Source organism: Aporhodopirellula aestuarii, assembly GCF_023701485.1.
GTDB lineage: Bacteria > Planctomycetota > Planctomycetia > Pirellulales > Pirellulaceae > Rhodopirellula > Rhodopirellula aestuarii.
Map to the genome: position 1 here is coordinate 315,651 of NZ_JAMQBK010000060.1, position 13,005 is coordinate 328,655.

Sequence of the window (13,005 nt, forward strand, 5' to 3'; positions counted from 1 at the left end):
GCGTGTTGAGCGTTGAGTGCGTATTTTGCGACCAAGGTCGCCTCACAACTCACCAAGCGAAATGCTTTGGAATGTGTTACCTGAAAATCATGAAAGTTCTCTCGGCGATCTAATCGCCAGACGTCTTCAGTCGCGGGCTTGCTCGTCGTCTCGGCCACCGCGGCCTTGACGCATCGCTTCCCCACGCGTTTTCATCGTTTCGAGCTCTTTTTTCGAAAGGGCGCCGTCCTTGTCCTCGTCAGCCCACTGGAACATTCGTTGTCCTCGTTCCGCGATGCTGCTGAGCTCCTCGGCGGATAACTCGCCGTCGTCGTTGGCATCGAGTTGCATCAGCCGCTCGACCATGCCGGCGCCACCAGGACGTGGGCCGCCTTCGCCGTCACGGGGTCCACCCTCTCCGCGGGGGCCACCTTCTCCGCGAGGTCCACCCTCTCCACGAGGCCCGCCTTCTCCACGAGGTCCGCCGGCGCGTGGTCCGTCTGCACCACGTCCACCATCCCGAGGGCCGCCCTCGCGTGCACCCGGTTCGCGTTGACGAGGACTGTCCCCGGCTTTGCGATCGCTGTCTCCCGAGCCACCTTTAGGGGTTGCTTTGGCGGCTTGTTTGTCTGCATGCGGTTTAGCAGCGTGTTCGGCATGTTTATCGCCATCACGGTCGGCGTGCTCGCGAGCTTGTGGTCGGTCTCCACGGGTTCCATGATCATGGTCGCGGGGGCCGCGTTCTTGGGTACCGTGTTCGGCACCACGAGGTCCGCGATTTTTCGCCGAATCTTGGCGACCAAAAGAATGATCGCGACGTGACCCGGAATGACGTGCGTCGCGTTGGCCGCCACGGCTTCGGCCATCGCGTGCACCGGATTTGTTGCCGCGTGAACCTTGCCCACGTGCGCTGTGTTTGCCACCACGCGGTTCGTGTTGGCGGGCGTTGTGGTCCCGGCCACGTGAACGCTCATTCCGAGCGTCGTGACCTCGACCTCGCGAACGATCACCGCGAGCGTTGTGTTCTCGGCCTCGTGAATGGGCATCCCGACCAAAGTCTCTTCGATCTCGTGATTGAGCATCCCGACCACGCTGTCCTCTCTCGCGGGAGGGGGCGTTTGGTGTTACCCGATCACGGGAATGCGGTCCGCGGTCTCGCGCCATCTCGTTGCCACCGCGAGGGCCTCGTTGAGAAGCTGCAAAGCGGCCAGAGAAATCGGGTCTCGTCTCGGTCGCATCAAGCTTGCCGTCTTCGTTCTTGTCGAGCGATTTGAGTGCGGCCGATGCGTTTTTCATCTCTTTGCTTGAGATCGTCCCGTCTCCATCGGTATCGATCGCGGAGAAGATTGGCAGCATTTGCATCATTCGCCCGGGACCCATTCCCCCGTGTCCCATTCCTCCAGGACCCATTCCTCCAGGCTGGCCCATTTCAGACGGACGACCGGGGCCTCCACGATCGGATTCGCCACGTGCTGCGGGACCGCCTTGTTCGAATCGGCCCGCAGGTGGCCCTCCGCGGTCCGGTCCTCCTTGGCCTTCACGGTTTGGGGGCTGAGCGGATACGGTGGGTGCGAGCATCCACGTCGCACTCATCACTAGCAGCAAACTCATCCATTTCGTACGCATCTTGGTTTCGCCTTCGAGAAGAAATTGTGGGGTGTATCTCAACTCTTCTAACCTGACCTCACCGCAAAGGTTTCGCGCTGATCCTCAAAATCCAACCTGGACACGCAAGATAAACTCGCTGAGCAACGTGGAGATGATGGATCAAACGGGAAGCGTTTGCGATCGACCAATTGGTCGTGTGATCGACCAACGGCGTATGCATTTTGAGCCTACGGCAACGAAATCAGAAATCGCATCAAGCGTTTCGAAAACGTCGCCGTGTCGGTGTCCACGATCCGTTCGAAATCGATTCGACGTTGGCCGCGGCGGTAGGCCTCAAACGGGGGTCGCGTTGCGGTGAAGTTCAAAATGTCTGCAAACGATTCGCTGTCTCGTTCAGACAGATAAAACATCATCGCCCAAGCGACCGCGTAGGCGGTGTGCACGTTGCCGGCATCGCGGAAGGCTTCATCGCCATCGACGAGTTGTTCCACCCATGCGGTGATTTCATCGGAATCACGAAACGATAGGTGTTTTCGTAAATGGTTCAGGGATTCGCGATTCAATCGATCACTGAGACCGGCTCCCGCACGACCTGACGCGAGGGCTTCGGGTTCAAACATTTGTCCGATTCCCTCGGTGATCCAACTCGGCGTGTCGTTCACTCGGCTGTGCACTCCCGAATTGAACGCGGATTGGTGTGCGGCTTCGTGACGCACCGTCGCTGCGATGTCCGACAAACGGCCGCCGTCGTGTGTCATCACACGGTTGCAGCGGTTGGCGTAGATGCCTGCAACCCGTGAGACGTCAATCCCGAGCCGGTCGAGTTCGTCGTACATCGCCCGCGCATCTGGCAGAACAACGGCGACCATCGGGAAACGTCCGGTACGGACTTTGACACCTCGTTTGGACATGTAGTCGACGAAAGAACGATGGGAATCTTCAAACATCTTTGGCCAACGGTCACCTCGACCACGAGGCTGCACGACCAAAAAATTGTTGGTGGCCACTACTTCGAATTTCGGACCGAACTCGGCTTGAAGATGATTACGCATCCGGGTGGCTGATGCCGGTTCGAACCGCTCGTCGGTGATCCGGATCAACTGTTCTCGCTGGTTGGCCGCAACGGTATGTAGCCATCCATCTTCTGCGATTACGAGCGATTCCGTCGCCGAATCGATCAAATGCAATCCGGTCTGCCACCGTGAATCGACAAGGAACTGAACCGGGTGGGGCCCCTGTCGAGCCGCGGTTCGATTGACAACGCCGCGTGCGGAAACCCGGTTCGCGACAGGTGTCGAGCTACTCGGTCGAGAGCCGCCGCCGGGTTCGGCGGCCACGATTCCTGAACCAAGTGTCACCGCGCAGGTGACACTCATCGCCAGCGTGATCGATCGCATTTGGCGGAGCATCCTTGTAACAACCGGTTGCATCGGCACGGAGTGATGGAAACGATCGTTAGACGAGCGTCGGCTCGGCAAAACCTTTGAGTTTGGCAATCGCATAGCGGCGGCGGTGTCGGAGGAGGGATGTCGAAAGCACTACGAGAATCCGGCGATGCCCCCCGACACCATCACGGTCTGATCAAACCTAGGTTAAAATCAAACCAGAGGCCGCGTGCTGTCATTCCCCCGTCCACTTTTTCTGAAAGCTGTCTTATGAAGCCTCCAGCCGCGATGTGTACCGTGCCGATTCGCCGGATTGTGCCGATTGATCGGCTCGCTGACCTGTCGTGGTGGCGGTGGCATGTCGCAGCATTCATTACCGTGCCGTTGCTCATCATTTCGTTGGGTTGGTCGAGAACGGTCCGTGGCCAAGAAAATGAGGCGACTTCTCCAGCGGTCGAGAGCGAGGCCGCGCCGCCTGAAGTGAATTTGGCACAGGAGGTTCCGGTGTGGGTGGCCGACCTTGATGGAGCCACCGCACAAAGTCGCCGCGAAGCCGAGCAGAAATTGCTCGAGGCAGGGCCGGAAGCGTTGGAATATGTTCCGGTGATCTTGGACCATCTTTCGCTCGATGCGCGCGAACGGATGGAGCGGATCGAAGCCCAATGGCGGCAGATGAAAACTCGCGTCGAGGTCGAAACGACCACGGTCAAGATGCAAGATGCTCGCACGCTCGGCGAAGCATTGGAAGCGATCAGTTTGGCCAGCGGTGTCGAATTTGACCTGGAGTCGTCTGGGGTGGCGATCGACACAACGCAGGTGATTCGGCCGCCGGTGGCACCGATGGGGTTCTGGCAGGCGGTCGACCTCGTGCTCGATCAGACCGATCTGGATATCAATTTTTATGCCGGAGATCGCGAACGTCTCGCCCTCGTGCCGCGGGCTCCGGAGCGAATCTCGCGTGCCGATTCAGCGGCTTATGCAGGCATTTACCGGATCGAGCCGACCATGGTGACGGCCCGACGCGTCCTCGGCGCACCGGCCCAAAACGCGCTCAACCTCACCATGTCGATTTCTTGGCAACCCAACCGCACCCCCATCGGGCTGAGTATCCCGATCGCGGATGTTGCAGGCAAACTCGATAACGGTGTTGATCTGCGACCACAAACGACGGGTGATCAGATCGACATCGCGACGTCGAGCGAAATCGCCGAAAGCCAGTTCTATCTGCCGATGCAATTGCCGCGGCGCCGGTTTGAGTTCAACCCGGGCGAAGACGACAAGAACAACGTAAAATCGGACGCCAGCGAGATCAAACGATTGTCCGGACAAGTCACCGCTCTGTTGCCTGGGAAGCGGCGACGATTTGAGTTGTTGCTTGAGGACGTCGCCCCCTCGCAAACCTATGATGCGATGACCGTTGCGATCGAAGCTATTCGCGAATCCGACCCTTTGCACGAAATTCGCGTGGGTATCGAGTTGTTCGGTGCCGGCCGATCACTCGAAAGCCATCGACAGTGGATCTTTGAAAACGATGTCTTTGTGCTGTTGTCCGATGGGACACGCAAAGACCATCTCGGCTACCAAGTGTTCCGGCAAACCGGATCGGGAGTGGGGATCGGTTATCTATTCGATCTCGGCGGTTCGATACCCGCTGGCGCTCAATTGATCTACGAATCACCGACATCGGTAAGGCAAAATGAAGTGCCTTTTGTGATCAACGGAATCCCGTTGCCCTAATCCACCTAGAAGCCGAGTTGGTCGGACAGTTGCCGCTCGCTTTCGGTGAGGTGATACATGGCGTGGATCAAGTCGATGTCCGCTTGGCGTTGTTTGACCTTCCGCCGCGCGAACATTCTCGCTTGTGTGTTCACCATCACTTCGGGCGGCAGCAATGAAGTTTGGCCGAACAGGCGGGCGTAGTTGACGTAGCTCGGCACGTTACCGGTGACGAAGCCGTACATCATGCTGCAGACGCCCACAACTTTGCCAGTGAAGATCCCGGTATTGATGGCGCTCTTGGAGTAATCACCCATGATGCAACCGAGGAACTGCATCCCCGTGGCCACTTTTTCGTTGCCGTATTGGATATTGATTTTGCCGTAGGTGTTCTTCAGGTCGCTATTGCACGTTCCCGCGCCGAGATTGATCCAGCTGCCCAGGTAACTGTGGCCGAGAAACCCGTGGTGTTGTTTGTTGGTGTACGGTTCAATCACGGAGGCTTCTACCTCACCACCGATCTTCGTCGTATGGCCGAGTGAGACACCGTCTTTAATCGATGAGTGTTCAATGACGCGGGTGTTCCGCCCGGCGTACAACGGCCCCTCAAGAAAGCAGAAAGGGCCGACGTTGACGTTGTCATCCAAAACGATCGCACCGCCATCGGTATGAATCGATTCATAGTCGCCGATGGAAACATTTTCGCCGACGAACACACCGTCTTGGAGTTGGGTGTAGCTGCCAGCGGCGATGCGGTATTCGATCGAGTCGACCATGCAACCCATGTGCGCCGCGACGACGTCGTGTGGCCAGCAAAATTCACTCGCCCGGGCCGAAGATCGGGATGCGGTTGATGCCGCGTGTCGACACAAGATTTGATAGACCCGAGCAGGGACAGACGCCTTTTCACGACTCGCTTTGGTGCGGGCGGGCGTTGGTGAATCGGTGGATTGAGCAGCGTTTTTGACCGGGTTTTTGGCAGCCTCGGCGCGGCGAAATGCCTTGGTCACTTCCGCGGCCGGGACCCATGCGGCGAGCACCGCTTCGGACGAGTCGCGTGCAATTGGGTTGTCCGGCTCGACGTCTGTTTCCTGATCCTCACTGCCTGACATCACGACCGAAAACTGGTTCGAGCGAACCAGTTGTTGGAGGATGCGAAGATTTTGCACCGACGGGATCAAACGTGCATTGACCAGCAGCACGTCGGGTCGATCTGCTTCGGCAGTGTTGGGTGAGGCGAGGGTTTCGGGGATATCACCGACGGAATAATCGGCCTTTTGAATCACACGAAGGTAGTCGCGGACTTCGGCAACCAATTCCGTTTCGGCGGTCTCTCGCCGGAGGCTGTCGAGCCAATCGATCAGACGATAGCCGGCACAACTGATCGCGTAGGCCGGGCGGGCGTGGACGATGGGGGCGAGTTTTTCGACCCGTTCGTCTTCAAAGCAATAGATCAACATGGTGGTTTTTTCAAACAAGGTGCGCGGAGGTTCCGCACGGTTTTTGACGGCTGGGCAGTTTAACCCGATGGGGCCGGGGCGTCTTGACCATTACCGGCAAAGATTCGTTGGCCGATCCGCCGAGTCGCGACTAGAGTTCCAAAAGTCCGCCCTGAGTGGCCTATCCCCCGGAATCTTGCTTGGGTTTTGTCAACCAATGGCTGTTTTCACTCGCCAAAACAACATTGCTGTATCTCTGATTGGCGCCGCATTGTTGGGTTCCTCCCTCGCGGATGTTTCGGTCAGCCGGGCCGCCGGGCCTCCGCAGATCCACTCGACGGATCGGCGTGTGGTTGAGTCACGAGTGGAGAGTTATCTCGATGCGTTGGGAGACGATTCGCACGCGACGCGGCAGCGGGCGGTTCGGGGGCTGTTGCAGCTCGCCGGCGAATCGCAACCCCAGCAAAAACAAGCTCTGATTCAGTCGTTGTTGCGGCGGAGTCTGTTTGCGGATTTCGAAACCCAACTGTCGATCGAGCGTCTGGTCGACGAGATCGAAATTTTGAGTCACAACCAAAATGTTGAGCGGGTGGTCGTCAAAACGGAGGATGAACTCCGAGTCCAGAAGGACGGCACGTCGGCGTTAATCTCGACGTGGCAGATGTTTTCTTCGCGAGCGGGTGCCGGCGACGAGGCGCGTGAGGCATTCCGGCGAATCGCTTCTCAGGCAGGGCCATCGTTGTCTTGGCCGCGGTTGTCTCACGATCTCAAAGCGGACAAGGCCGATCTCGTCCTGATCAGCCATTTGGGCTGCATCGCACCTCAGACCCCGAAACCGTTCAAGCCACAGTCCCAGCGTACTCTTGCGGAGATGAAACGCACGTCCGTGGCAGCTCAATTATCGAGTGGGTCCGACGCGAATTCGCGAGTGGCCGGCCGCCTGGTTGACCGAACCCTCATCGAAAATTCGTATGGTTGGACGTTCCCGGAACGATTGCATCTGGCCCTATTATACGACCGTGAACCTGTGGCCCGTGAGTTGTGTCAACAAGTGATGCGTTGTGATCAGCCTCTGGCCGTTGATTTGGCGGTAGCGATCCTCGCTTTTCGTCGGATTGCCAGGCGGTGGACCGGAGAGGTTGACCAGCAAATAAACTGCCTCAATTCTGCGTTAGGCGATCGCCGTGTCGTCTGCGTCGCGCCCGAACAACTCGTCGGCCGACCACGGAAGCATCAGGTGTTGCGAAACGCTCAACCGCCAAACATTATCGAGAACCAGCCATTACACCGGAGGGGTGTCGCCGACCAATCGGATTCGCAGACATCGAGTTTTCCTGCCATTCTGCGTACCCGGGTGCAGGACGTGGCCGCGTGGGCGTTGGTGCAGGAAACGGACTTCGATGTCAGAGGCGAGGGGTTGATCGGTTTGCAAGCAGACCCGGTTTGGGGCACCCGATTATCCTCGATCGGATTCGTCACGGAATGGGAACGCACCGCCTTTTTAACCTCTGTACGCACGTATCTAACGGCCTCGTCCGAGTGAGCAATCTGCAACTTTTGAAAAACAGGCTTTGCTAGCAAAAACGGCTTTTGCTAGCACTACCAGTAGTGGGTTCGCACGCAGCTTTATCAATATGTTGTTTGTGCTGGCAATTGCTTGCGGCGGCTCCTAATTTTCCTCGCATGTCGGACGCGGCACCTTCGCTGCTCCGCCCAATCACCTAACGCGAAAGGATGATTCGTATCGAATCACCATGCTTTAAGACGAGGCATGACGTCGGACGATTTTGAATCATTCCTTAAGTGAAGGACACTTGGGATGCGATTTAAGAAGGTCATACGTTTGTGGTTAGACTCCAAACTTGCTGCTGATGAGGACGTATGGGCTAGGAAGGCCGTACCGTCACCACAACACGGAATGGATTCACGATTCGGCTCATCTCACTCAGCGAGGATCGTTTTCGGAATGATCGCACCGTCGCGATCGTCCGGTCAACGGCTCCCCAAAGAGCGAATCGCTAAGGGCTTTTCCTAATATTTGCCGAATCGAAGAGGACCTTCAGATGCCACGCAAACCCTTGATCGGAATCAACGCTGATTTCCGAGCTGCTGCCCGCACCACACCCGCTTTCGCGTACATTGCCGAAGGGTACTACCGCTCGATTATCAACGCCGGTGGAGTGCCTGTGCTTGTGCCACCCCAGGTTGATGAAGAATCCGTGCATGCGATTCTCGATGCGGTAGAGGGGTTCATGTTCATTGGTGGAGCCGATTTGGATCCACGAAACGATGGTTTTATGTTGCACCCGAGCGTTCGACCGCTCGATGCCGGTCGCGAAAAGAGCGACCGAATGTTGATGGCCGAGATCGCCGAGCGACGGATGCCAGTTTTCGGTATCGGAACCGGAATGCAGCTGATCAACGTGCAACAGGGCGGCAACCTGTTCTTGCACATCAAGGAAGACTTGCCTTCGGCCGTTCCTCACCTGGACGTCCAAGACACCAACCACCGCCACACGCTCGACGTGGTCAGTGATTCTTTAGTCGGTCGCGTTTACGGCGATGGCGAAATTCGCGTTACCAGCCGCCACCACATGGCGATCGACGAAGTCGCACCTGGCTTCCGCGTCACCGCTCGCTGTCCCGACGGTGTGATCGAGGCGATCGAGAGCGAAATGCTTGATTGGTTTGCGATCGGCACCCAGTTCCATCCAGAGTCCGACGCAGCTTCGGCACTGGATATTCGAATTTTTGAAGAATTTGTCGACGCGGTGCGTGACCGCAGCGAGCAACTCGAAGGCAACACCGAGCCGGGTGATTTGCAACTCGTCGCCTGATCAACAACTACGATTCAGACGAACTAAGGAGAGATCGTTCGCCAAAGAATCCAAACTGAGCTGCTTTGTGATTTGCCAGCGTTGCCCGCCATCACACCCGTTGGGGTGGGCAACGAGTGATCGCCCAAAGCGATCGAACATTTCGAGACGTCGACGGATCGACGTACAAACCGCACGGATGCGAATGACCGATTTTGTTCGATAGCGGTGGACGGCCGGGTGAATCGCGACGACCGAAGGATTGGTTGTTCAGAGTGAGCGTTGGGAGTAACGCAATTGCTGCTTGGATTGTTTGACTAACGAGAGACGTCATGGTGGACAGCACAAACCGGGGCACCTTCCAGTAAGGTGTCCCGGTTTCTTTTTTTAATGCCGGATGCAGCGTTTCCGTTTGCCATCGTTTCAGAGAAAACCCAGCGAAAACGATCGTTGCGGGTGGAGGCCTTGGAGACGACGCGTTGAACCAAGCGTGGATTCGCTGCGACGCTCGGCGATTCCCCATCCAGACCAAATGGCTCGGACATACCGACTGCCCCGACCTGCAAATAGCGGCGAAGCGGTGGGCTGCCGATCAGACTCACCGGTCATCCCACGTTCGGAACCGCCACATCGCCCCGTTGTTACCTCCGCCGGCCCCCTCATCAGGACTGGTTTGCGATCATGATAGAGCGGTCCTCCTTGGGCCGTTTTGAGCGAGTTGGCGACGTGTTTGGCAAGGTGCTGGGTTACGCCGATCACTTCGCACACTTCATGCTCAGATTTCAATAATGGCCTAGCATTTTCAGCCCAAGGTCGCTAAGATCTCGCCTCGACTTTCGAAAAACAAGCAATAACTATCACCCTTTTGAACCGTAATTTTCACTATGTATGCCATTTTTGTTGACGGTGGACGCCAGTACCGCGTTGAGCCAGGAATGGAGATTGACGTCGATTTCCGCGATACTGCGGAAGGCGAAAACCTGCAATTTGGTACCGTGTTGGCCGTTGGCGGCGATGAAGGCCTGAAATTGGGCTCCCCAACGCTCGAAGGCGTTAGTGTCACCGCTTCGGTGCTTGGAAAGTCGATGGACAAGAAGATCTACGTCCAGAAGTTCCGTCGTCGTAAGCACAGCAAAAAACGAACTGGCCACCGCCAGCCGAATACACGCGTGCGTATCGAAGAGATCGCGGGAGTATAACGCTCTCCCGTTAACGCCAGTCGATGCCGCACCTGCACCTTTCCGACTTCAAATTAGGCTCCGTCCTTGGAGTTGGTACGGTCGGTACGATTTATGACGGCAGCGTGCGGGACGATATTGAGGTTTCTGCCACAGCAAAAGCGTTGGTAGGCAAAGCCATCGCGATCAAAAAGCTGCACCCGGCCATCTGCAGTGATGAGCTCATCCAGGCTCGGTTTCGACGTGAAATGTTGATTCTCGAGCGTCTGCAGCATCCAAATATCATCGGCTATCACGGCGGCGGCAGCGAAAACGGCCAGCTCTTCTACGTGATGCAGCGGGTCGATGGTGGGACGATCAAGGATCTCCTCGAAGCGACCGGCAGACTGGTTTGGCCCGTTGTCGTCGATGTCAGCCGGCAGGTCAGTTCGGCGCTGCAGTGCGCCCACAATCATGGAGTGATCCATCGTGACCTCAAGCCGGGGAATTTGTTTCTGACCCGGGATGCCCAAGTCAAATTGGGCGATTTTGGGATCGCGCGTGATCAGCATTCTGCCGATTTGACCGACCAGGGGCTGACGGTTGGCACACACGCTTACATGGCGCCTGAGCAAATCGTCGGCGAGACGTCGATCTCGGGGAAAGTCGATTTGTATGCGCTCGGTTGCTGCATGTTCGAAATGCTGACGGGACGAAAGGTCTTTCTGGGTGAGAACTTTGCTCAGTTGTTTGAGCAGCATCTCCGATCGACGCCACCACGGGTCTCGACGCTTGCTGGTGACGTGCCTCCTGAACTCGATGAGGTCATCAACGCTTGTTTGGCAAAGCGACCGGACGATCGACCTTTCAACGCTCGCGCGGTGCAAGGCGTGATGCTCGAAATTGGTGAGAAGTATGGGCTCGGCACCTCACCGGAAGAGTCAGCGGTGGGCCAGTTGGCCGACGAGGTGTACCGCGGTGTGACGCCAAAGTCATTCGACGTCGGAGCAGGGAACGTCACTGAGAAAGGCAGGCTTTTGCTTGAGCAGCAAATCCAGGCTCGGATCGGCGGGACCCCGCGAGAAGCAATTGCACCTTGGAAAATTGCCGTTCTGTTGTTGGGCTTGGTGCTCGTAATCGGCTTGGCAGCGATCTTGGCGAACTGAACGGTTCGTGTGACACGTTTGGGGCGGGGTTCGCCGATCAGCTTTGCGTCGTTACGCGGTTTGACGTGGCTATGAGTGATCGACCCTTCGTGCTCATCTGTTGTCTTGGGGTTATTCCCGCGTCTTAGCAAGGGTGTTACTCGAGTAGGCTAATTCCGGGCCGTATCTGCAAAGTGGATTGGTGGCCATCCAGTTGGATCGTGATCACTGCCAGGGACGTCCGGACGCCTTCGTGATCTTCCGTGACGAGTGATCCGCGTTGGTCGAAGCGGATTCCGGATTCGTCTCGGAAATTTCCTCGCAGGAGTAGGTCGGTACCGAATGATCGGGTCAGGTTTGTGCCGAACTCGTTGGTGTTTTCCTCACGGTCGCTTGGTGAGGCGATTGCCGGCTGGAAGTCGGGGCTGTGGTAGGTGCACTGCTTCCAGTCGAAATAAACCGACACATCTTGGCCTCGGTTCATGGCAGTTCGACGCGCCAGTTCGAGGTCGTCGCGAAGCGTCTTGGCAACCATTCTGACACGGTTTCTTCGGATGGCCGCGATCACATTCGGTAACCCGATCAACGCGCCGGTGGTCACCACCAGAGTCGCGGCGATCACTCTCTTGCAGGTCGTGAGCTGACGAGGGCGGAGGTTGCCGACGCGGGTTTGGTGTGGCTGGTAGCGGGGCATCATGAGCGAATTCAAGCGAGGACGCGGCCGAAATGGACGTATAAGCCTAGCTTACGAATCGTTCCCTTTTACCCCTTGCCCATTCGCGTTCCGTAGGGGTAGCCGTTATGTCGCCCATTGCTGCTCCGGTTCCACCGATTGGAGCCGGTTCCATTTTGGAGGATGAGGCTTATGCCGGTTCTGATGGGTGACGGCGAAGCCGGTGATCCTGGTCGTCGCGACGCTCGCCAGAACCATTGCAGGCTCGCAATTTTGAGGGCACGCTTTGTTGGGGCGGCAGATGGTTGAACGTGAGTGAGACGAGGCGGGGGAGAGATTAGGATTAGGAGTACGATTAAGATTAAGAATGAGGATGTGTTGGTGGTGGGCTTTGGTCTTAATCCTAATCTTACTCTTAATCATAATCCTGGCTTCACGACGCCCCTTTCGCATCGACAGGCTCGCAAGAGCGTATGAAATGCCGAGGGGTCACCTCCTGGCGAAGCTCGCTACGTCTGACCGGCACGGCACGGCTGTTTCTCGTGCAATGTCACGCTGTCCTGCTAACCATGCCCGGCAAGTCGGGCGCCCTTGAATGTTGGGCGTGTGGCAAGGGGCTGTGCTGTTCCATTCTCCCACTGGATGCACGCTCTTTGGGCCGGCAGTTGGTTGAGCGTGAGAGGGGATGAGGCGGGGAGAGATTAGGATTAGGAGTGCGATTAAGATTAAGAATGAGGATGTGTTGGTGGTGGGCTTTGGTCTTAATCCTAATCTTACTCTTACTCTTAATCATAATCCTGGCTCCGCGATGCCACTTTCACATTGACAAGCTCACGAGAGCGTGAGGAATGTCGATGAGCCGCCTCTTGGCGACGCCAGCTCCGTTTGACCGGCACGGCACGGTTGTTTCTCGTGCAATGTCACGCTGTCCTGCTAACCCTTGCTCGGCAAGTCGGACGCCCTTGAATGCTGGGCGTGTGGCACGGGGCTGTGCCGTTCCAGTCTCCCACTGGGAGTACGCTTTGTTGGGCCAGTAGTTGGTTGAGCGTGAGTGAGACGAGGCGGGGGAGAGATTAGGATTAGGAGT

The 13,005-nt window shown here is 57.1% G+C and carries 11 protein-coding genes and 1 pseudogene; 5 read left to right on the plus strand and 7 right to left on the minus strand.

Features of this window, described 5'->3' with window-relative positions; translation table 11 throughout:
- Nucleotides 1-126: 126 nt before the first annotated feature.
- The 4 genes and pseudogenes from NB063_RS21835 to NB063_RS21845 all read right to left on the minus strand — a co-directional run bounded on the left by NB063_RS21835 (nt 127) and on the right by NB063_RS21845 (nt 2,984).
- Entirely contained in the window at nt 127-330 is a 204-nt protein-coding gene (locus NB063_RS21835; RefSeq protein WP_250930990.1) for a hypothetical protein, read from the minus strand.
- Nucleotides 330-1,070, minus strand: a complete 741-nt coding sequence (locus NB063_RS21840) for a hypothetical protein (protein WP_250930992.1) — start codon at nt 1,068-1,070, stop codon at nt 330-332. The genes NB063_RS21835 and NB063_RS21840 overlap by 1 nt, the downstream gene beginning before the upstream one ends.
- Nucleotides 1,071-1,266: 196 nt before the next feature.
- Nucleotides 1,267-1,605: pseudogene (locus NB063_RS32665) on the minus strand (EF-hand domain-containing protein); the annotation flags it as partial.
- Nucleotides 1,606-1,814: 209 nt separating this feature from the next.
- Nucleotides 1,815-2,984 (minus strand): DUF1570 domain-containing protein, encoded by a 1,170-nt coding sequence (locus NB063_RS21845; RefSeq protein ID WP_250930993.1) that lies wholly within the window; start codon nt 2,982-2,984, stop codon nt 1,815-1,817.
- Between the two features lie 258 nt (nt 2,985-3,242).
- Between NB063_RS21845 and NB063_RS21850 the strand changes: the two genes are divergently transcribed.
- The gene (locus NB063_RS21850; RefSeq protein ID WP_250930995.1) at nt 3,243-4,709 is read left to right on the plus strand and encodes a hypothetical protein; all 1,467 of its coding nucleotides are present in this window, start codon (nt 3,243-3,245) and stop codon (nt 4,707-4,709) included.
- A 5-nt stretch (nt 4,710-4,714) separates the two neighbouring features.
- On the opposite strand, the gene NB063_RS21855 is transcribed toward NB063_RS21850, so the two are convergent.
- Nucleotides 4,715-6,148 (minus strand): putative sugar nucleotidyl transferase, encoded by a 1,434-nt coding sequence (locus NB063_RS21855; protein ID WP_250930997.1) that lies wholly within the window; start codon nt 6,146-6,148, stop codon nt 4,715-4,717.
- 196 nt (nt 6,149-6,344) lie between these two features.
- Between NB063_RS21855 and NB063_RS21860 the strand changes: the two genes are divergently transcribed.
- On the plus strand, nt 6,345-7,670 hold the full coding sequence (locus NB063_RS21860; protein ID WP_250930998.1) for a P-loop NTPase family protein: 1,326 nt from the start codon (nt 6,345-6,347) through the stop codon (nt 7,668-7,670).
- Between the two features lie 520 nt (nt 7,671-8,190).
- Nucleotides 8,191-8,964, plus strand: coding sequence for a gamma-glutamyl-gamma-aminobutyrate hydrolase family protein (locus NB063_RS21865; RefSeq protein WP_250931000.1), 774 nt, complete (start codon nt 8,191-8,193; stop codon nt 8,962-8,964).
- A gap of 402 nt (nt 8,965-9,366) precedes the next feature.
- Here the strand turns inward: NB063_RS21865 and NB063_RS21870 are convergent, their stop codons facing one another.
- Nucleotides 9,367-9,729, minus strand: a complete 363-nt coding sequence (locus NB063_RS21870) for a hypothetical protein (protein ID WP_250931002.1) — start codon at nt 9,727-9,729, stop codon at nt 9,367-9,369.
- Between the two features lie 98 nt (nt 9,730-9,827).
- Here NB063_RS21870 and rplU point away from each other — a divergent pair, with 98 nt between their 5' ends.
- Complete coding sequence (gene rplU / locus NB063_RS21875; protein WP_250931004.1) at nt 9,828-10,142, plus strand: 50S ribosomal protein L21; 315 nt, start codon at nt 9,828-9,830, stop codon at nt 10,140-10,142.
- Between the two features lie 23 nt (nt 10,143-10,165).
- Nucleotides 10,166-11,266 (plus strand): serine/threonine protein kinase, encoded by a 1,101-nt coding sequence (locus NB063_RS21880; RefSeq protein WP_250931006.1) that lies wholly within the window; start codon nt 10,166-10,168, stop codon nt 11,264-11,266.
- Nucleotides 11,267-11,402: 136 nt separating this feature from the next.
- Here NB063_RS21880 and NB063_RS21885 read toward each other — a convergent pair whose 3' ends face one another.
- On the minus strand, nt 11,403-11,942 hold the full coding sequence (locus tag NB063_RS21885; protein ID WP_250931008.1) for a GspH/FimT family pseudopilin: 540 nt from the start codon (nt 11,940-11,942) through the stop codon (nt 11,403-11,405).
- Nucleotides 11,943-13,005: the final 1,063 nt, after the last annotated feature.